This is a genomic window from Amycolatopsis mediterranei (assembly GCF_026017845.1).
GTDB classification, from domain to species: Bacteria; Actinomycetota; Actinomycetes; order Mycobacteriales; family Pseudonocardiaceae; genus Amycolatopsis; species Amycolatopsis mediterranei.
Genome location: NZ_CP100416.1, coordinates 3,236,661 through 3,255,600 on the forward strand (window position 1 = coordinate 3,236,661; position 18,940 = coordinate 3,255,600).

21 protein-coding genes are annotated in these 18,940 nt (G+C 72.7%); 13 read left to right on the plus strand and 8 right to left on the minus strand.

Annotation, left to right across the window (positions count from 1 at the left end; genetic code table 11):
* The first annotated feature begins 125 nt into the window (after positions 1 to 125).
* Genes ISP_RS15435 through ISP_RS15455 form a run of 5 tightly spaced genes read left to right on the plus strand, consistent with a single transcriptional unit; the run spans position 126 to position 2,624 of the window.
* On the plus strand, positions 126 to 818 hold the full coding sequence (locus ISP_RS15435; protein ID WP_013224801.1) for a hypothetical protein: 693 nt from the start codon (positions 126 to 128) through the stop codon (positions 816 to 818).
* The gene (locus ISP_RS15440; RefSeq protein WP_013224802.1) at positions 815 to 1,309 is read left to right on the plus strand and encodes a hypothetical protein; all 495 of its coding nucleotides are present in this window, start codon (positions 815 to 817) and stop codon (positions 1,307 to 1,309) included. Before ISP_RS15435 ends, ISP_RS15440 begins: the two co-directional genes overlap by 4 nt.
* Positions 1,306 to 1,872, plus strand: a complete 567-nt coding sequence (locus tag ISP_RS15445; RefSeq protein ID WP_013224803.1) for a hypothetical protein — start codon at positions 1,306 to 1,308, stop codon at positions 1,870 to 1,872. The genes ISP_RS15440 and ISP_RS15445 overlap by 4 nt, the downstream gene beginning before the upstream one ends.
* Positions 1,869 to 2,042 (plus strand): hypothetical protein, encoded by a 174-nt coding sequence (locus ISP_RS15450; protein WP_014466898.1) that lies wholly within the window; start codon positions 1,869 to 1,871, stop codon positions 2,040 to 2,042. Before ISP_RS15445 ends, ISP_RS15450 begins: the two co-directional genes overlap by 4 nt.
* A gap of 18 nt (positions 2,043 to 2,060) precedes the next feature.
* The gene (locus ISP_RS15455; RefSeq protein WP_013224804.1) at positions 2,061 to 2,624 is read left to right on the plus strand and encodes a hypothetical protein; all 564 of its coding nucleotides are present in this window, start codon (positions 2,061 to 2,063) and stop codon (positions 2,622 to 2,624) included.
* Here ISP_RS15455 and ISP_RS15460 read toward each other — a convergent pair.
* The gene (locus tag ISP_RS15460; RefSeq protein ID WP_013224805.1) at positions 2,599 to 5,889 is read right to left on the minus strand and encodes a S8 family serine peptidase; all 3,291 of its coding nucleotides are present in this window, start codon (positions 5,887 to 5,889) and stop codon (positions 2,599 to 2,601) included. The two genes, ISP_RS15455 and ISP_RS15460, sit on opposite strands and share 26 nt — an antisense overlap.
* Before the next feature lie 207 nt (positions 5,890 to 6,096).
* Positions 6,097 to 6,990, minus strand: coding sequence for a LacI family DNA-binding transcriptional regulator (locus ISP_RS15465; protein ID WP_013224806.1), 894 nt, complete (start codon positions 6,988 to 6,990; stop codon positions 6,097 to 6,099).
* Between the two features lie 608 nt (positions 6,991 to 7,598).
* Between ISP_RS15465 and ISP_RS15470 the strand changes: the two genes are divergently transcribed.
* Complete coding sequence (locus tag ISP_RS15470) at positions 7,599 to 8,120, plus strand: 4Fe-4S binding protein (protein WP_013224807.1); 522 nt, start codon at positions 7,599 to 7,601, stop codon at positions 8,118 to 8,120.
* Between the two features lie 6 nt (positions 8,121 to 8,126).
* Here the strand turns inward: ISP_RS15470 and ISP_RS15475 are convergent, their stop codons facing one another.
* Both ISP_RS15475 and ISP_RS15480 read right to left on the minus strand, forming a co-directional pair.
* Entirely contained in the window at positions 8,127 to 8,696 is a 570-nt protein-coding gene (locus ISP_RS15475; protein WP_013224808.1) for a TetR/AcrR family transcriptional regulator, read from the minus strand.
* 75 nt (positions 8,697 to 8,771) lie between these two features.
* Positions 8,772 to 9,446, minus strand: a complete 675-nt coding sequence (locus tag ISP_RS15480; RefSeq protein ID WP_013224809.1) for a TetR/AcrR family transcriptional regulator — start codon at positions 9,444 to 9,446, stop codon at positions 8,772 to 8,774.
* Positions 9,447 to 9,531: 85 nt separating this feature from the next.
* Between ISP_RS15480 and ISP_RS15485 the strand changes: the two genes are divergently transcribed.
* On the plus strand, positions 9,532 to 10,335 hold the full coding sequence (locus ISP_RS15485) for an SDR family NAD(P)-dependent oxidoreductase (protein ID WP_013224810.1): 804 nt from the start codon (positions 9,532 to 9,534) through the stop codon (positions 10,333 to 10,335).
* 77 nt (positions 10,336 to 10,412) lie between these two features.
* Here the strand turns inward: ISP_RS15485 and ISP_RS15490 are convergent, their stop codons facing one another.
* Together ISP_RS15490 and ISP_RS15495 are read right to left on the minus strand one after the other, a co-directional pair.
* Positions 10,413 to 10,847, minus strand: a complete 435-nt coding sequence (locus ISP_RS15490) for an OsmC family peroxiredoxin (RefSeq protein WP_013224811.1) — start codon at positions 10,845 to 10,847, stop codon at positions 10,413 to 10,415.
* Between the two features lie 40 nt (positions 10,848 to 10,887).
* A complete protein-coding gene (locus ISP_RS15495) occupies positions 10,888 to 11,331 on the minus strand; it encodes a MarR family winged helix-turn-helix transcriptional regulator (protein ID WP_013224812.1) in 444 nt (147 codons plus the stop codon).
* A 77-nt stretch (positions 11,332 to 11,408) separates the two neighbouring features.
* Between ISP_RS15495 and ISP_RS15500 the strand changes: the two genes are divergently transcribed.
* Entirely contained in the window at positions 11,409 to 11,915 is a 507-nt protein-coding gene (locus ISP_RS15500; RefSeq protein WP_013224813.1) for a DinB family protein, read from the plus strand.
* Here ISP_RS15500 and ISP_RS15505 read toward each other — a convergent pair.
* Together ISP_RS15505 and ISP_RS15510 are read right to left on the minus strand one after the other, a co-directional pair.
* Positions 11,902 to 12,663: a DUF1295 domain-containing protein gene (locus tag ISP_RS15505; RefSeq protein ID WP_176742172.1), complete on the minus strand. Its 762-nt coding sequence runs from the start codon at positions 12,661 to 12,663 to the stop codon at positions 11,902 to 11,904. The genes ISP_RS15500 and ISP_RS15505 overlap by 14 nt on opposite strands.
* 2 nt (positions 12,664 to 12,665) lie before the next feature.
* Positions 12,666 to 13,931 carry an SAM-dependent methyltransferase gene (locus ISP_RS15510; RefSeq protein WP_013224815.1) on the minus strand — a complete coding sequence of 422 codons (1,266 nt, stop codon included), beginning with the start codon at positions 13,929 to 13,931 and terminating at the stop codon, positions 12,666 to 12,668.
* Positions 13,932 to 14,013: 82 nt separating this feature from the next.
* On the opposite strand from ISP_RS15510, the gene ISP_RS15515 reads away from it, so the two are divergent.
* The 5 genes from ISP_RS15515 (at position 14,014) to ftsZ (ending at position 18,931) form a co-directional block, all read left to right on the plus strand.
* Complete coding sequence (locus tag ISP_RS15515) at positions 14,014 to 15,282, plus strand: NAD(P)/FAD-dependent oxidoreductase (RefSeq protein ID WP_013224816.1); 1,269 nt, start codon at positions 14,014 to 14,016, stop codon at positions 15,280 to 15,282.
* The gene (locus ISP_RS15520) at positions 15,276 to 16,010 is read left to right on the plus strand and encodes a DUF1365 domain-containing protein (protein WP_013224817.1); all 735 of its coding nucleotides are present in this window, start codon (positions 15,276 to 15,278) and stop codon (positions 16,008 to 16,010) included. The genes ISP_RS15515 and ISP_RS15520 overlap by 7 nt, the downstream gene beginning before the upstream one ends.
* Positions 16,003 to 16,617, plus strand: a complete 615-nt coding sequence (gene sigK / locus ISP_RS15525) for an ECF RNA polymerase sigma factor SigK (RefSeq protein ID WP_014466900.1) — start codon at positions 16,003 to 16,005, stop codon at positions 16,615 to 16,617. The genes ISP_RS15520 and sigK overlap by 8 nt, the downstream gene beginning before the upstream one ends.
* Before the next feature lie 11 nt (positions 16,618 to 16,628).
* Positions 16,629 to 17,384 (plus strand): anti-sigma factor, encoded by a 756-nt coding sequence (locus tag ISP_RS15530; protein ID WP_013224819.1) that lies wholly within the window; start codon positions 16,629 to 16,631, stop codon positions 17,382 to 17,384.
* A gap of 242 nt (positions 17,385 to 17,626) precedes the next feature.
* Positions 17,627 to 18,931 carry a cell division protein FtsZ gene (ftsZ, locus tag ISP_RS15535; RefSeq protein WP_013224820.1) on the plus strand — a complete coding sequence of 435 codons (1,305 nt, stop codon included), beginning with the start codon at positions 17,627 to 17,629 and terminating at the stop codon, positions 18,929 to 18,931.
* Positions 18,932 to 18,940 lie beyond the last annotated feature (9 nt).

Genomic DNA, 18,940 nt, shown 5'->3' on the forward strand with positions numbered 1-18,940 from the left:
CGCATTTCCGGACAGAAGTACCGTCCCCGTTCGGAGCAATCCGAGAACCGTTGGAAAACGATCGTGGCCACCGCGGAATCCGTCGGCTAGTCTCACCGGGTGCGATTCCGGGAATCGGAGGTCCCATGGCGACACAACGGCTGCGATTGGTGGCGCCGAGCGGCGACCGGGTGATCGTGGGCCTGCCCGCGGCGGCCCCGGTTTCCCACGTGGTGGCCGGCGTCCGGTTCGTCGGCGGCTCGTACGGCACCGGGTTCCAGATCGGGCCGCGCGGCTACCACGACTTCGCGTGCACGCACGTCGCCCCGGCCGAAACCCGTGAGCGCTTGGTCGTGCACGGCCGGGAAGTGGCCGTCGCCGAGGCGCGTGACGGGCAATCGTCCGTGGCCACCCTGTTCGGCGCCTACCACGAGCTGATGACGGTGTACGCGGGCCCGGCACCCCGCCGCGACCGCGTGCTCGCCCTGTTCGGCTCGCTGCGGATCGAGGACCACGTCGACGGCATGACCGTCGTCCCCCGCGCGGAGACGCTGCTGGACCCGATGAACGAACACTTCGTGGTCGTGGTGAAGGACCACGGTTCGCTGTCGATCCCCGCGCCGCGCCAGGCCGCGGCGCTGATCCCGCCGCACGCGGGCGCGCGCACGCAGCACGGCGAGGTCTGGAAGTCCGGGTACGCGAAGGAGTCCGCGCACTCGTTCGTCCTCGGCTGCCCGGCGGGCCTGGCCGAGGTCCACCTCGCCACCACGGCGGCGAAGACCGAGCGGGAACGGCTCGACTGGCTCGACGGGATCGACATCGCCTGGGACCGCCGATGACCCCTTCGGTCGCGGTCACGCTCCTCACGTGGGCGGCGATCATCCTGCTGTTCTTCGGGCTGGCGGCCGTTCTGCGCGAAGTCCGGCTGCTGCGCGGGATCGTCACCCGGGCCACGGACGGGTTCGTGGCCGCGCCGCCCGATCTGGTGCTGGGCCCGCGGTTCGCCGGCGACGGCGGCCGGATCGTGGCGGCGGTCGATTCGGGCTGCCCGCTGTGCCTGACGGTGGTCGAGCGGCTGGCCGGCCTCGGCGCGGAGGCGACCCTGCTGACCCACGAACCCCTGACGACGTGGGCGGAACTGGCCCACGGCCTGCCGGTGATCAGCGACGGCGAAGCGTGGCGGTCGGTTTCCCACCTCTCGCCACCGGTGCTGATGTCGCTCGACGGGACCGGCCGCGTCCGCCGGATGCTGCTGCCGGTCCGGGCGGCCGAAGTGGACACGGCACTGGCCGGCTGGGCCGGCCCGAAGGAAGGAGGCGACCCCCGGTGACGCTGGAGTTGGCGCACATTCCCGAGGTTGACCGCCCCGGCCCGGCGGCCGGGGCCACCCGCGCGGGACGGAAGCTGAAGACCCGCGGCACGCGCCGGACGTTCCTGCGGGCGGTGACGCTCGGGGCCTTGACGATCGGCGCGACCGCGCTCGACTGGTCCGGCCTGTCCCGCGTCCGGAAGGCGAACGCCGAGTACAGCCCGTACGGCATGCCGGGCTTCGACCGCAACGACTGCCGGGACGCCTACCCCACCGGCTACGCCGAGCTGACCGACACCAGCGGCGCCTACGTCAACGCCTACGCCGCGTGCTTCGGCGGGTTCTGGCGGGGGAGCACCTACTGCGAAGCGGGCTGGCACAAGTACGGCACCTGGAACGAGGGCGGCATCCAGGTCGACCACCAACCGGTGGCCAACACGTGCGGCCAGTTCGTGGGCAAGAACGCGTGGCGGTGGACGACGCCGGACATGAAGGTCTACCGCTGCTCCGACGGCTTCTCCACCTTCTGGGGCGGCGGGTACACCGGCCAGACGTACCTGACGATCTGCCGCGCCGCCCTGTGACCGAAGGGATCGCCCGGCGCCGGTGGCACCCGCTGACGATCGCCGCCGGGCTCGTGCTCGCCGCGGCCGCGGTGACGATCGCGCTGGTGTTCGCACCGGGCCGGCTGCTGCCGGGCGCGTGGCTCGTCCTGTGCGCGGCCGCCGGGTTCGCCACCAGCGGCTCCAGTTGAAGCCGGAATTCGGCCTTCGTGCTGAGCTCGCCGGTCTGGCGAGGTACTCCGACACTGGCGTTCTGCGCCGGGCTCGTCTGCGGCGGCGCCCTGACCGCGCTCGTCCTGACCGTGGCGGGTTCCCTGCTGCGCGCCCCGCTTCCGGCGCTTCTGTGCTGGGTCGTGGTGGCCGCGGCGCTGGGTGCGGTGCTGCTGCGCGAAACGGGGGTGTGGTCGTTCCGGCTGCCGGAAAACCGCCGGCTGGTGCCGGACACGGTGTTCCGCCTCGGCCGCCACCTCGGCCCGCTGCAGTTCGGCTTCGAGATGGGCACGGGTGCGCGCACCTACCTGCCCAGCGGCCTGCCGTACGTCGCCGCGATCGCCGTGGCCCTCACGGCTTCGCTGCCCGCGGCGTTGTGCGCGGGCGCGGGGTTCGGGCTCGGCCGGGCGCTGATGACGACGGCGAACCTGCGCTACGACGGCGAAAGCGGCTGGGACGGCGAATGGCGGGCCCACGGCCGGGAGCTCAAGCTCCTGACCGGGGCCGCCTTCGTCGTCCCGCTCGCCGCGGTCGCCGTCACGGTGTTGTCTGGTACGCCCTGATCACCGTCTGGGTGACGGCGTTGCCGTCGGTGTCCCGGGCGGTGATCCGCAGCGACACGAACCCGCCGCCCGGCGGGTCGTGCACCACCGCGAGCCCGCCGTTGCCGATCCGGGCGGTGGGCGTGCTCGTCCACTTTGCACCGTCGTCAGTGGACGTCTCGACGCGCAGGTCCGCCAGCCGGAACTCGCCCGCGCCCGGTTGCCGCTGAGCGGTCAGCGCGAGCACGAACGGCTTCCCGGCCGGGGCGCGGCTCTGGTCGTCGACCGCACCCTCGGCCCGGACCACCAGCAGTGGCAACGGTTTCGCCGGCGCCATCGCTCCCGGCTCGTGGAACGTCCACGCCACGTCCACCGCGGTGCCCACCACCGACCACGGCACGCTGCGCGTGGCGACCGACCGCAGGGTGTAAGTTCCCGCGGCGTCCGGAATGGTCAACGCCCCGAAGGCCGGGCTCGGCGTGCTGGCCGGCGCGACGCCGTCGCGGGAAAGCGTCGCCGTGCCGGTGAGGCCGCCCGGTGGCGCGGTGTACTGCTCCGGGTCGCTGCCCGACACCAGCGGGATCGCGTACGTCAGCTGGTTTCCGGCGCGCAGCACTCCCCAGCCGTCCTGCGGTGCACCGAAAGCGGGGCCGACCGGGGCGCGGTTCCAGCCGGAGTGCTGCGGCCCGGGCCGGTACGTCCGGTACGAGTAGTTGCTCTCCGCGTCGGTCAGCGGGTCCGGGTACACCGCCAGGAGGTGCTGCCAGCTCACCCCGGTCGTGTAGTACTCGGTGCGCCGGCTCGGCAGCGCCTGCGCCACGACCTGGTAGGTCCCGCTGTCGGCGCCCGGGAACCCGAAGGTGACGTCGTCGAGGCGCAGGCTCTCGGCCGGTTTCCCCTGGGTGTGGTAGCGGGCGTCGACCACCGCGAGGTCCCGGTCGCGCACCCGGAACACCGGATCGGCCGGCACGCGGCCGCGCTCGAGCAGCGCCAGCTGGTAGACGTACCCGTTCGGATCCACCCCGGGTGGCCGGGCGGCCAGCGTCGCCCGGAAGTACAGCGCGTAGGTGTGGTCGGTGACTTCGCGGTCCGAGCCGACCGCGTACAGCTCGGTCCCCGGCTGGGCGATCCAGGCGAGCGTGTTCGTGCGGGTCCCGCCCGGATTTCCGGACACCAGGCCCAGTTCGCCGCCCTGCAGCCGCGCGTCGGGGCGATCGACCGCCGCCCGCAGGGGTTTGCCCGCGCGGGCGTCGAGCGTGATCGAAACGTCGCCGGTGACCGGCTGACCGGGCCGCGACAGCAGCGTGACGGCGGCCGGGCTGGTCTGGCCCGCCGGGTCACCGGAGATGTCGAACGCGTTGAGGTCGTAGCGCCCCTTGGGCACCCGCACCACGGCCGTGCCGTCGGCGCGGAACGGCCGGACGCCGAACGCGGCTCCCGTCGCGGTGTCGACGAGCGTGGCGACCCCCGCGGTGAACCGCCCGTCCCGGCCGATCAGCCGCACGGACACGTCGTAGCTTTCCGCTTCCAGGAAGGCCCCGAGCGCGGTCTGCACGGTGATCCCGGGCGCGGTCGCGGTCAGCCGGCCGCCGTGCTGCCCGGCCGCGTCCCCGCCCGCCCGGAGGGTGACGCCGACGTCGGCATCGCCGTGCGCGGGCACCACCACGGACGGCACCGACGGCGTGAACAGCGGCTGCGGGTTCGTGGCCAGCGACAGGGTGACGGCCGCATCCGTGTCGTTGTGGTAGGTCACGGTCTTCGTGACGGGTTGCGTGCGCGGCCATGCGACGAAGCCGTAGCCGAGGCTGCCGGTGGTGGCGGTGACCTGCTGGCTGACCGCGCGGCCGGCGTCCACCCGGCCGGCACCCTGCTCGGTGACGTCGGCGGTCGGTGTGGCGGTGCTCGTCAACGTCGTCTTGAGCCGGCCGGCGAGCCAGTCCGGGTGCCGCTGCAGCAGCAGGGCCGCCGAACCGGCGACGTGCGGGGTCGCCATCGACGTCCCGGAAAGCCGGGCGTAGTTGTCGTCCACCGGAGCGGTGTCGCCGTCGCGCGTGCCCGCGGCCCGGGCCGAGACGATGCCTTCGCCCGGCGCCGCGATGTCCGGCTTGACCGCGTAGTCGCCGAGCCGCGCGCCCCGGTTGGAGAACGGGCTGGTGGTGTCCTGGGCCGACACGCTGCCGACGGCCAGCGCCGCATCCGCGGCGGCGGGCGCGACAACCGGTCCCGGTTCGGGCAGGTCGAGCGAGCGGTCGTTGCCGGCCGCGGCGACGAACAGGGTGCCGTACCGGGTGGTCAGCGCGTTCACCGCCTGGGACACCGGATCCGTGCCGTCGGTCGCGTCGCCGCCCAGGCTCAGGTTGACCACGCGGACCTTCGGCGCGATCCACTCCATGCCGGCGATCACCGCCGATTCCGGGCAGCCGTAGGCGACGCAGACCTTGCCGCTGACCAGCCGGGCGTCCGGCGCCACCCCGCGGTAGCGCCCACCGGAGGCGGCGCCGGTCCCGGCGATGATGCCGGCGACGTGCGTGCCGTGCCCGAGGTCGTCGCTCGCGTCCGGCCGGGTCCCGGTGAAGTCCTGCGCCTCGACCACCTTGCCGGCGAGATCCGGGTGGTCCGCCCGGACGCCGGTGTCGAGCACGCCGACCGTGACGCCGCGGCCCGTGTACCCCGCCTGCCACGCGGCCGGGGCGCCGATCTGCGGCACGCTGACGTCGAGCGCCGGGGTGGCCAGGCCGTCCAGCCACACCTTCCCGACCCCGGCGCGCAGCGCGGACCCGGCGGTGAGCCAGCTCCAGAACTCGGTGCCCCGGCGCCGGTCCTGGCGCAGCGCCGTGCCGCGCACGCTCGGCAGGTCCCGGACGGCCGTGGTGGCGGGCGGCGTGGCGGCGGGGGAGCCGGCGGACGAGGTGACGATCAGGGGAAGACTGCCCGCGGAGTCGGCGAGGTGCTGGCGCAGCAGCTCGGAAACGTCGAACAGCCGGGGATCGAGCCGGCCGGAGGCCACCAGCGCCAGCGCGTCCGACGGCACCACGGTGATGTCGCCGGGCTTCGCGGGGGTGTGCGTTTCGCGGAAGAAACCGATCCGGTCGCGCCCCGGGCCCGGTTCGACGGTGACCGTGCTTTCCCCGCGGAAATTCGGCAGCACCCGCACCCGGTCGCCGGTGATCAAGGTGACGGATTGGCCCGAATCGCCGGGCGAGGCGGCCGGTTCCGCCGCCGCCGGAACGGGCAGCGACCACCCCGCCACCACCACGACCGCCAGTGCCAGCTGTCTTCGATGCATGTCAGGACCCTCCGGCTGAGATCGTTTCCCCGGATTTCGTCTCGGCAAATGCGAGCGGGAAAAACAGCCGCGCGGTCGCCGCGGCCACGTTAACACCGGCTCGGGTGGCCCGGGCAATACGTCATTTCCGTGAACCAACAGCCGACAATTGATCACCGGAATACCGACAGTGGCAAAATGTGGGGGACGCTATTCGGCGCGGCCGCGTCACGGCAGGCGTGGCGGTGCGGAGCTGGCGCGGGCGGCCAGCTTCGGCGCGAGCAGCCGGGTGCCGGGCGCGGTGCCGTCGTCGAGCTGCCCGATGACCGTTTCGACGGCCAGCGCGCCGATCTCCCGCGCCGGGATCGCCACGCAGGTCAGCTCGAGCAGGCTGTGCGCGGTCAGGCTGTCCGGGCCGACCGCGACGAGGGAGACGTCGCCGGGCACCCGCAGCCCCCGGTGGTGCAGGCACGCCAGCACCGCGGGCAGCGCCGTTTCGTTGTGCACCACGAGCCCGGTGACGCCGGGGTGCCGGGCGAAGAGCGCGTCCAGGCCGCGCAGCGACCGCCGGTGGGTGTTTCCCCAGGCCAGCGTCGTCGAGCGGACGCCACGGCGCGCCGCTTCCGCCGTGAACCCCAGCGCGAGCCGGGTCGCGGAGCTGCTGCCGCGCCGGTAGGCCGCGGGCGGCGAGCCGATCAGGGCGACGTGCTCGTGCCCGAGGCCGGCGAGGTGGCCCAGGCACAGCGCGCCCGCCGCGGCGAAGTCGAGGTCGAGGCAGCCGAGCCCGTGCGGCCGGTCCGGCAGGCCGATCAGCACCGCCGGCCGGCCCAGCCCGAGCAGCGCGGGCACGCGCGGATCGGCCGCTTCGACGTCCATCACCACGACGCCGTCGGCGACGGACGAGGACACCGCGCGGCGTAGCGCGGCGGGGCCCTCTTCGGCGGTGAGCAGGAGCAGGGCGTGGTCGCGGGCGCCGGCCGCGGAGATCGCGGCGGCCACGAACTCCCGCACGACGACGTCGTGGGGGCCGGCGCGCAGCGGGACGACCAGGGCCAGGACGTTCGTCCGCTGACCGGCCGCGAGCCGTGCTCCGGCGTACTGCTGGTGACCGCGCTTGCGCATGGCGTTCTCGACTGCCCCCCAGAGACGGCGATCCGTCACGATTGTCGTCGAACCGCATCGACGACAATCGAAAGTAGAGCACGCGCCGAGGATGTGCAAGCGAGTCTCACCTGGTCCGAAAATATTAACCGGGCCCCGTGAAAGATCGAACCGATTCGATCATCCGGGGTTTCGCGGCCGGCGTCCCGGGCGGCGGCCGGCCTGCTGGGGTGGTTTTTGTGCCGGCGGCTCTTCTCGTCGAAGGTCGTCCCGCTATTGGGGGGAGTGATCGGAAACAGATCGGTTTCCGAGCGCGGGATGCGGTACCCTGATCGCGATGGCGTTCCGGATGAACCGCGACAACTGCCGCTCGCCGGCCCGCAGCGTGGCCAACCAGGAGTTCCACCAGACCGACGAGCAGGCCAACCACGCCGCCCGCAGCGTGATCCAGGCGCTGCAGGACGCCGGCCACCACGCGATCAACCCGTCGGTCGGTTTCCCCCAGGAGAGGGACCGCTTCGGGACGGATCGGATCTGGGTGGTGGCGCACAAGACCGTCGCGGTCGCCGCCGGGCTCGGCGTGATGGGCCTGCACCGCAGGCGTCATCCACCCGAAGTTCGGCAGTTTCGTGCTGCTGGCCACCGTGCTGGTGGATGCCGAAGTGAGCGAGTACGGGCAGGCGCTGGACTACAACCCCTGCATCGACTGCAAGTTGTGCGTCACGGCGTGTCCGGTCGGGGCCATCGCCAAGGATGGGGCGTTCGACGGGCTGGCCTGCACCACGCACAACTACCGCGAGTTCATGAGCGGGTTCACCGACTGGGCGCAGACCGTGGCCGGCAGCGCGGACGCGGCCGACTACCGCTCCCGCGTCCCCGCGGCCGAAAGCGCCTCGATGTGGCAGAGCCTGAGTTCGCCGCCCGGCTACAAATCGGGTTACTGCCTGGCCGTCTGCCCCGCGGGCGAGGACGTGCTGGGTCCGTACCTGGAGGACCGCAAGGAGTTCCTCAAGACCGTGCTGCGCCCGCTGCAGGACAAGCGGGAGACGCTGTACGTCCTGCCGGGTTCCCGCGCGCAGGAGTACGCCCGGCGCCGCTTCCCGCACAAGCCGCTCAAGGAGGTCACCGGCGGCTGGGCGCCTCCGGAGTGACGGGCTTCAGCGCAGCGCCGCCGCGTCGAGCAGGGTGGTCACGGTCGGGACGATGAGCCCCTTCAGGTCGTCGACCCCGATGCCGGCCCGGGCGCTGGCGCCGTCGAAGACCACGAGCAGCTGCCGGGCCAGCAGCTCCGGATCGGCGGCGCCGCCCTGTTCGGCCTCCCGGCGGAAGAAGCCCAGCAGGTTGCGCTTGATCCGCCGCGCCACCCGGCTGGCGGGGTGGCGCTGGTCCTTGAGCTCGATCTGCGCGGCCAGGTACCGGCAGCCGTGGAACCCCGGCGCGCTCGCCTGGGCGGTCAGCTGCGCGAAGACGTGCATGATCCGCTCGCGGGGCGAGCGGTCGTCGTCGGCCGGGGGCAGCAGGCCGGCCACGAAGGCGCCCGCGCCTTCCTTCAGGCTGGCGGCGAGGAGTTCGTCCTTGCTTTCGAACAGCTGGTAGAGCGACCGCTTCGACACGCCCGCGGCCTTGCACAGCGCCTCGACGCCGATGCCGACCCCCTCCCGGTAGGTGAGGGTGGCCGCGGCCTCGAGCAGCCGCTCCCGGGAGGTGGGTTTCGCATCGGTGGTCATTCCCCGAGGTTAGCCCGGCTCGTCCGGATTGAAAACCGATCGGTTTACAGCGTCGGCTCGCCCGGCGAGCCGCGATCACTCGTCGCGAACGGCCGATCCTCGGGGATCCGGGGCCGCCGACCGGTCGCGGAGACCGGCCCTGGCGAAGGCGAGCACTTCGTCGACCAGATCGGACAGTTCGCTCGCCGCCGAGCGCGTCCGGCCCTCGCGGGTCACGTAGATCTCGCGGAGGCCGGTGACCACGGTGACGGCGGCGAGCCGGGGGAGCAGGGCGTCCGCCGGGAGGCCGAGGTCCGCGCCGATGCCCGCCGCGATGAGGAGTTCGAGGTCGCGGTAGCCGGCCCGGGCGCGGCCGCGGAGGTCGTCGTCGGCCATGAGCAGCCCGGCGCGCAGGGCCCGGCGCTGCCAGAGGTGCGCCGGGTCCGCCCCGGAGTCGTGGTCGCGCGCGTCGAGTTCGCGCATGGTCGCGTGCATCCAGTCGCCGACCGCGTCGAGGGTGCTCTCCGCCGTCCGCGCGCGCAGCCGCTCCTCGAGCGACTCCGGGGTGAACGGGTCGTCGGCGAACAGCAGGTCGTCCTTGGCCGGGAAGTGCAGCGTGACCGTCCGGGTCGCGACGTCGGCGCGCGCGGCGATCTGCGCGATCGTCGTCTCGCGGTAGCCCTGGCTCGCGAAGAGGTCCAGGGCCGCTTCCCGGATGCGGGTCCGGGTCTCGGCCTTCTTGCGCTCCCGGCGGCCGTCAGTCGCGATCATGGCGCCAACTCTACCAGCCATCATAAAAATGCAGTCCGTGCTACTGTTAGCTTGAGACGTAGAGATGCGAACGGAAGGGCAAGTCGTGACGAAGAACTGGTTCATCACCGGGACGTCCAAGGGCTTCGGCCGGGAGTGGACCGAGGCGGCGCTCGCGCGCGGCGACCGGGTCGCGGCCACCGCGCGGGACGTCGAAAGCCTGCGTCCGCTGGTCGACCGGTACGGCGACGCCGTAATGCCGCTGAAGCTGGACGTCACCGACCGCGCCGCCGCCGTCGAGGCGGTCGAGCGGGCGGCGGCCGGGTTCGGTTCCCTGGACGTGCTGGTGAACAACGCCGGGTACGGGCACTTCGGGATGGTCGAGGAACTCACCGAGGAAGAGGTCCGGGCGGAGCTCGAGACGAACTTCTTCGGCACGCTCTGGCTGACCCAGGCGGCCCTGCCGATCATGCGCCGTCAAGGGCGTGGCCGGATCATCCAGGTCACCAGCGAGGGCGGCATCCGCGCGTTCCCGGGCATCGGCGCCTACCACGCGTCGAAGTGGGCGGTGGAAGGACTTTCGGAGTCCCTGCGGCAGGAGGTCGCGGCCTTCGGGATCGACGTGATCTGCCTCGAGCCCGGCCCGTACCGCACGGATTTCGGCGGCGGCAGCGTCCGGCAGAGCGCGCTGGACCCGGCCTACGACGCGGTCCGCGAAGCGGGCCGGATCGAGTGGGACCTCGGCGACCCGCGGGCGACCCGGGCGCCGATGCTGGAACTCGCGGACACCGACGACCCGCCGCACCGGATGTTCTTCGGCAAGTCGTTCGCGGCGGTCGAAGCCGAGTACCGGGACCGGCTCGACGGCTGGCGCAAGTGGGAACCCCTCGCACTGGCCGCGTTCGGCTGAGGCACCCGCGCGGGTTCGTGTCCGGCAAGCGAACGGCCCCTCGCCGCGAAGGCGAGGGGCCGTGCACCGGGCCGATCTCAGGCGAGGGCCGCGTCCATGGTGATCGTCGTGCCCGCCAGGGCCTTCGACACCGGGCAGGTCTTCTCCGCCGTCTCCGCGTACTCCGCGAACTGCTCCGCCGTCACGCCCGGGACCGAGGCGCGCAGGGTGATCGCGATGCCGCTGATCTCGAAGCCGCCGCCCTTGGCCGGGCCGAGGGTCACCTCGGCGCTCACGTCGATCGAGTCGGCGGTGAGCTTCTGGGACTCCAGCACGCCCGACAGGTTCATCGCCAGGCAGGACGAGTGCGCCGCCGCGATGAGCTCCTCCGGGCTCGTCTGGCCGTCCGGGTCGCCCGCCCGGGTCGGGAACGAGACCGCGAACGTGCCCGCGTTGGACGAGTCCAGCGTGACCTCGCCCTTTCCGCTGTTCAGTCCGCCGACCCAGTGGGTGGTGGCGTCACGGCTGGGCATAAAGCCTCCTCAGTGCTCGGATGAGTCAGTGCTCGGTTGGTCAGTGCTCGCTTGCATACGCGGCGGCCGAAGCCGTCAGCCGCCGCAGGGTGGTGATCAGTTCCCGCCGCTCCCGCTCGCCGAGGCCCAGCGCGCAGCCGATCGCCGAGGGGACGCCGGCGGCGCGCGTGCGCACCGCCCGGCCCTGCTCGGTCAGGCTGATCACCACCGTGCGTTCGTCCGCGGGCAACCGCGTCCGCGTGACCAGCCCGTTGGCCTCGAGCCGCTTCAGCAGCGGGGAAAGCGTGCCGTAGTCCAGGTGCAGCGCCTCGCCGATCTCCTTGACCGGCCGGGCGTCGGACTCCCACAGCACCAGCAGCACCAGGTACTGCGGGTAGGTGAGGTCGAGCTCGCCGAGCAGGGGACGGTAGGCGTCCGTCACCGCGCGCGACGCGGCGTACAGCGCGAAGCAGGCTTGCTCGTCAAGAAGGAACTCGTCCGGCACGTCCGCAAACCTAGCCCACGATTACATCGTACACAAGGTATTCGGAACTGTCGGACCCTTCTGGCAGAGTCGCGCCCATGACCGAACGCCCCCAGCGCCCGGAAGTCCCGCTCACCGGCGGCGAGCGCGAGATCCTGACCGGCCTGCTCGACTACCACCGCGCCACCGTCGCGTGGAAGGCAGGCGGGCTCACCGAAGACCAAGCCCGCCGGGCACACCTGCCGAGCGAGCTGACGACCGTCGCCGGCCTGGTCGCCCACCTCACGCTCAACGAGGGGTTCTGGTTCGGCGTGGTCGTCGGCAGCGAGGAGGACACCTGGGAGGAGATCCTCGAGCAGGACCCGGACGCGGAGTTCCGCGTCCCGGCGGACACCAAGCTGGAAACCCTCCTCGCCGACTACGAGAAGCAGTGCGCCCACAGCCGCGAGATCGTTGCGAAGCACGGCCTCGACGACGAAGTGACGCACAAGGCCGAGACCTTCAACGTCCGCTGGGTCCTCACGCACATGATCGAGGAGACCGCGCGGCACGTCGGCCACCTCGACGTGCTGCGCGAGCTCACCGACGGTCTCACCGGGGAGTGACCTTCTTCGGCGGCAGCGGGAAGAACCCGCTGGTGCGCTCGACGTAGTGCGCGTACGCCGGGCGCGTGCGCGCCATTCCCTTCTCCAGCATGGGTTTCCCCGTCCCGCGGGCCAGGGTGAACGTCATCGCGACGGGGGAGAGGATCGTCGCCGCGCCCGGCCACGTCGAACAGGCCAGCAGGTAGAGGCCCCACCACACGCACGCGTCGCCGAAGTAGTTCGGGTGCCGCGTGTAGCGCCACAACCCCGTGTCGAGCACCTTCCCCTTCGACGCCGGGTCGGCCTTGAACCGGCGCAGCTGGTCGTCGCCGATCGTCTCGAACGCGAACCCGACCACCCACACCGCGACACCGAGCCAGCCGAGGACACCGATGCCCGTGCCGTCCACGGCGAACTGCACCGGCAGCGACACGAAGTACAGCACGACGGCCTGGAACAGGTACACGCGCAGGAACATCTTCAGCGGCCGGTGGCCCATCCGCGCGTACCGCGGGTCCTCCGGCAGCTTGTGGTTGCGCAGGTGCAGGTGCACCGAGAGCCGCACGCCCCAGACGACCGTCAGGAGGACCACCACGAGCCGCAGCGGCAGCGGGCCGTCGCCGAACGGGAAGGCGGCGAGCGCGACGATCGCGAACCCGAGCCCCCAGAACGTGTCGATCGTGTCGTACCGCTTGCGTGCCCGCGCGATCCCGAAGGTCACGGTCACCGCCACGAGCGTGACGACGGCCGTGACGAGCAGCTGGGGCATCGTCACCACTCCCGCGTCGCGGGCAGGCCGGAGCCACCGTGCTCGTCGGGCCGCACGGCCAGGATCTGGTCCACGCCCATCCGGTTCTCCTCGAACGCCAGCGCCCCGCCCACCAGGTACAGGCGCCAGACCCGCGCGCCCGTCTCGCCGATGAGCGCGACGACGTCGGCCCAGTTCTCCTCCAGGGTGGCGGCCCAGGCCCGGACCGTCCAGACGTAGTGCTCGCGCAGCGCCTGCACGTCCCGCACCTCGAGGCCCGCGGTCTCCAGGTGGTCGATGGTCCGCCCGACCGGGCGCATGGTCATGTCGGGGGCGATGTACCGCTCGATGAACGCCCCGCCGCCGGGGGCGACGTGCCCGCGGGACATCTGCTGGAGCAGCACGCGGCCGCCCGGCTTCACCATGCGGTGCAGCGTCGCCGCGTACGCCGGGTAGTTGACTTCGCCGACGTGCTCGCCCATTTCGATCGACGCGACCGCGTCGAACGGCGCGTCCGGCAGCTCCCGGTAGTCCTGGCGGCGGACCTCGACGCGGTCTTCGAGGTCGTGCTGGGCGAGCCGGCCGCGGATGTGCTGCAGCTGCTCGGCCGAGAGCGTGATGCCGACGGCCTCGACACCGTGGTGCTTGGCCGCGTGGACGAGCAGCGAGCCCCAGCCGCAGCCGACGTCGAGCAGCCGCATGCCCGGCCGCAGCCCGAGCTTGCGGCAGATCAGCTCCAGCTTGTCGTGCTGCGCCTGCTCCAGGCTCGACGAGCCGGAGGTGAAGTAGGCGCACGAGTACGCCATCGACTCGTCCATCAGCAGCTGGTAGAAGGCGTTGCTCAGGTCGTAGTGGTGGGCGATGGCGGAGCGGTCGCGCCGCAGGCTGTGCAGTTTCCCGGACAGCCGGGCCTCTTCGGCCGGCGGCTTCGGCGGGAGCCCGGCGACGCCGAGCCGGGCCGCCAGCCGGACGGCTTCGGCCCACTCGCGCGGCCCCAGCTTCGCCCGGTTGAGGTCCCCCGCGCGGGTGAGAGCCCAGATCCGCCGGAAGCCGTCCGTCAGATCGCCTTCGACGTCGAGGTCGCCGGTGACGTAGGCGCGGGCGAGCCCCAGCTCGCCGGGCGCGTACAGCAGGCGGCGCAGGGCACGGCGGTTGCGGAGCACGACCGTCGGTGCGTCGGCCGGGCCGGCGCGGGTCCCCTCCCAGGTCCGGAGGCCCACGGGGAGCGGGCCGCCGAGGAGTTTCGCGGCGAACGAGGCGAGGCGGTGCGCGGTGGTGGTGTGCGGCATGCCCGGGATTCGCTCTCCCCGCCGCGGTGGATTGGTCGCCCGGTCCGGCAATCCGGGCGGGCCGCGGTCCCGAAGGACCGGTGTGGAGATCACGGGAGAACGCATCGGCGTCATCGGCAGCGGGGTGGCCGGGCTGACCGCGGCATACCTGCTGCAGCGCAAGTACGAAGTTCTGCTGTTCGAGGCCGACGACCGGCTGGGCGGGCACGCGCACACGCACGACGTGCCGAGCACCCACGGTGGCACCGTCGGCGTGGATTCCGGCTTCATCGTCCACAACGAGCGCACCTACCCGAGCCTGCTCAAGCTGTTCGGCGAGCTGGGGGTGGCCACGCGCGACACCGAGATGTCGATGAGCATCCGGTGCGACGGCTGCGGCCTGCAGTACGCCGGGGCCAAGGGCGTGGGCGGGCTGTTCGCCCAGCGCGCGAACGCCGTCCGCGGCCGGTACCTGCGGATGCTGACCGAGGTGAAGCGGTTCCACCGGCACGCGAAGCGGCTGCTGGCGGCGCAGGACGCCGGCGACGTCACGCTCGGCGCGTTCCTCGCCATCGGCGGCTACACCCGCTACTTCGTCGACCACTTCATGCTGCCGCTGGTGTCCACGGTGTGGTCGGCCGATCGCACCGACACCCTGCGCTACCCGGCGCGGTACCTGTTCGAGTTCCTCCGCAACCACGGCATGCTCTCGGTGCAGGACTCGCCGGCCTGGCGGACCGTCGTGGGCGGCTCGCGCGAGTACGTCGAGCTCGCGGCGAAGCAGCTGACAGCGGTGCACCTCTCGACACCGGTGCGGTCGGTGCTGCGGACCGCGGGCGGCGTCGAGATCCGCGACGACGCCGACACGCCGCACCGCGTCGACAAGGTCGTCGTCGCCACGCACGCCGACCAGGCCCTTTCGCTGCTGGCCAACCCGACCGCCGCCGAGCGCGAGGTGCTCGGCGCGTTCCGCTACTCCGAGAACGAGGCCTGGCTGCACACCGACACGAGCGTGCTGCCCTCGCTGCCCGCCGCCCGGGCCGGCTGGAACTACCGCGCGCCCGCCTGCGGCGCGCCCACCGGCGCGGTCCAGGTCAGCTACGACATGAACCGCCTGATGCGCCTCGACGAGCCGACCGGCTACGTCGTCACCCTCAACCCCGGCGACGGCCCCGGCCAGGAGCACGTCGTCGCGCGGATGCGGTACGAGCACCCCGTCTACACGCCGGAATCCGTGGCCGCGCAACGACGGCTGGCCGGGCTCAACGACGGCGTGCTGGCGTACGCGGGCGCCTACCACGGCTGGGGCTTCCACGAGGACGGCTGCGCTTCGGGCGCCCGCGCCGCGGAAAGCCTGGGGGTGACGTGGTGACGAACGCGCTCTACGACGCCACGGTCGCGCACGTGCGGCGGATCGACCCGCCGCACGCCTTCACCCACCGCGTGTACCTGTGGCGGGTGGACCTGGACGACCTCCCGCGGCTGCCGTGGTGGCTGCGGCCGTTCGCCCGGTTCGACCCCCGCGACCACTTCGCGGCCGGTGACCCGCGCGGCATCCGGGAGAAGCTGGACGCCTGGCTCGCCGAGCGCGGGGTCGACCTGCGCGGCGGCCGGGTCGTGATGCTGGCCGCCGCCCGCGTGCTCGGGTACGCGTTCAACCCGATCAGCGTCTACTGGTGCCACGAGCCGGAGGGCCGGCCGGCGTGCGTCGTCGCCGAGGTGCACAACACCTACGGCGGCCGCCACGCCTACCTGCTGCACCCGGACGAGGCCGGCCGCGCCCGCGCGGCCAAGGCGTTCTACGTCTCGCCGTTCCAGGAGATGGACGGCGAGTACCGGATGCGCCTGCCGCGCCCGGAGGCGCTGCTCGACCTCACCGTGGCGTTGCGCCGCGGGACGGCCACGCCCCTGATCGCTACGCTGCGGGGAGTTCGCCGCCCGGTGAACCCGCGTTGGCTGGCCCGGCTGGTGCTGGCCCGGCCGCTGCTCCCGCAGCGGGTGTCCGCGCTGATCCGCCGCCACGGCGTCGCGCTGTGGCTGCGGAAGGCCGCGGTCGCGGCGCGCACCCCGCAGAACGCCGGAGGACAGCTGCATGGATGAGCCGGCCCGCCCGCGCCACATGGCGCCGGTGCCCTCGGAGGTTTCGGCCGGCCCCACTGTGCCGTCCCCGGAAGAGCTCATGATCCGCGTCGCCAAGGGCGACGAGCGGGCCTTCGAGCTGCTCTACGACCAGTTCGCCGGGCCGATCTACGGGCTCGTCCGGCGGATCGTCCGGGACGCGGCCCAGTCCGAAGAGGTCGCCCAGGAGGTGCTCGTCGAGCTGTGGCGCACCGCCACGCGGTACGCCCCGGACAAGGGCTCGGCGCTGAACTGGGCGATGACGCTGGCGCACCGCCGCGCCGTCGACCGCGTCCGCTCGGCGCGCGCGAGCACCGAGCGCGAGCAGAAGGCGACCTTCGAAGCCGCCCGCGGCCGCCCGTTCGACGAGGTCGCGGAGTCCGTCACCGCGCGGCTCGAACGCTCCCAGGTGCGCCGGTGCCTGTCCTTCCTGACCGACCTGCAGCGCGAGTCCGTGCTGCTCGCCTACTACCAGGGCTATACGTATCGCGAGGTGGCCGAAGTGCTGTCGACGCCGCAAGGAACCGTCAAGACGCGGCTGCGGGACGGGCTGATCCGCCTGCGGGACTGCCTGGGGGTGACCGCTTGAGCACGCCGGAGATGCACACCCTGGCCGGCGCCTTCGCACTCGACGCCGTCAACGACGTCGAACGCGCGGAGTTCGCCCGCCACCTCGAGCAGTGCGACTCGTGCACACAGGAGGTCGCCGAGCTGCGGGCGACGGCGGCCCGGCTGGGCGCGGCGATGGCCGAAGAGCCGCCGCCGGGGTTCAAGGACCGCGTCATGACCGCCATGCACGCCACCCGCCAGCTGCCGCCGCGCACCCGGCCCGGTGCGCCGGAGCGGCACCGCCGCTCGGTGCGGGCCCCGCGCTGGGCGGTCGTCGTGTCGGCCGCGGCGGCCGTCGTCGGGCTCGCCGCGGGCGGGGTGTTCGGCGGGATCGCGCTGACCCAGCAGCAGGAGCTGCAGGCCGCCCAGAGCCGCCTCGACCAGGCGAAACAGCAGTTCGCGCCGGTGGCGGCGCTGCTCGCGGCACCGGACGCGAAGACCGCGCACGGCGAGGCGCCGACCGGCGGCGGCGTCACGGTCGTCCTGTCGCGGTCGCTCAACCGGGTGATGGTGATGGACGCCGGCCTGCCGTCGCAGCCGGGCGGGAAGGTCTACGAAGCCTGGCTGATCACCGGCGCGGCCGCGCCGCGCCCGGCCGGGGTGATCGCGGCGGCGGACCGGGGCGGCCTGGTCGTGGCGGACGGCGTCGCCGGCGCCGACAAGGTCGCGGTGAGCGTCGAACCGCCCGGTGGATCGGCCACCGGAACACCCACGGAAGTCCTCATGAGCATGCCCGTCCCCGCCTGATCCGGTGGCCATACCAGATCGGGCCGGGACGGTGCCGGGGGCCCGTCGCTCTTGCGCGCTCGAACGTGTTGTGGCAAAACACCTTTGCGACACACGGCGTGCCTACTGGATTAGAGCCTGCCTGGTGCCTACCGTCCTGCCTAACGTCGGCGGTTGACATAACTCTCGATCTGGGGTTGAGGTTGAGGGTTGATCACCGGCGGCGGGCTGTACGGGCACAACGATCAGGAAGGCGGACTTCGATGACGCCCCCGCACAACTACCTTGCGGTGATCAAGGTGGTCGGCATCGGCGGTGGCGGCGTGAACGCCGTGAACCGCATGATCGAGGTCGGCCTCAAGGGTGTCGAGTTCATCGCGGTGAACACCGACGCCCAGGCACTGCTCATGTCCGACGCCGACGTCAAGCTGGACATCGGCCGCGAACTGACCCGCGGCCTCGGCGCGGGCGCCGCCCCCGAGGTCGGCCAGAAGGCCGCCGAAGACCACCGTGAAGAGATCGAAGAGGTCATCAAGGGCGCCGACATGGTGTTCGTGACGGCCGGTGAAGGCGGCGGCACGGGCACCGGTGGCGCACCGGTCGTGGCGCAGATCGCCCGCAAGCTGGGCGCGCTGACCATCGGCGTCGTGACCCGCCCGTTCACCTTCGAGGGCAAGCGGCGCGGCAAGCAGGCCGAAGACGGCATCCAGTCGCTGCGCAACGAGTGCGACACCCTCATCGTGATCCCGAACGACCGGCTGCTGCAGCTCGGCGACATCGGCGTCTCGCTGATGGACGCGTTCCGCTCCGCGGACGAGGTGCTGCTCTCCGGTGTCCAGGGCATCACCGACCTGATCACCACGCCGGGCCTGATCAACCTCGACTTCGCCGACGTCAAGAGCGTCATGTCCGGCGCGGGCTCCGCGCTGATGGGCATCGGCTCGGCGCGCGGCGAGGGCCGGGCCATCCAGGCCGCGGAGAAGGCGATCAACTCGCCGCTGCTGGAGGCGTCGATGGACGGCGCCCACGGTGCGCTGCTGTCCATCGCGGGCGGCTCCGACCTGGGCCTGTTCGAGATCAACGAGGCCGCGTCGCTGGTCCAGGAGTCCGCGCACCCGGACGCGAACATCATCTTCGGCACGATCATCGACGACTCCCTCGGCGACGAGGTCCGCGTCACGGTGATCGCGGCCGGGTTCGACGCCGGCGCGCCGACGCACAAGAAGCTGGACCCGTCGACGTTCGGTTCCGGCTCGCGCGGGTCGTCCACCGCGTCGGCTTCGGCCGGCCAGGTCTCGAACTCGCAGTCGCCGCCGTCGGGCGCCACCCCGGTGCCGTCCGCGGGCAGCTCCGGCTACCCGGTGGCGCCGCCGCGGTCGCACTCGCCGCTGCCGTCGGCCGGCGGCAACCAGCCCTCGGGCGGGCTCCCGCAGCCCGGCGGCGGTTCGCGCGGCTACTCGCCGCTCGGCTCCAACGCGACCCAGGGCAGCCTGCCCGGGCGCGCGATGCCGGTGCACGACGACCCGTCGGACGACGAGGTCGACGTCCCGCCGTTCATGCGGCGCTAGCCACACCTC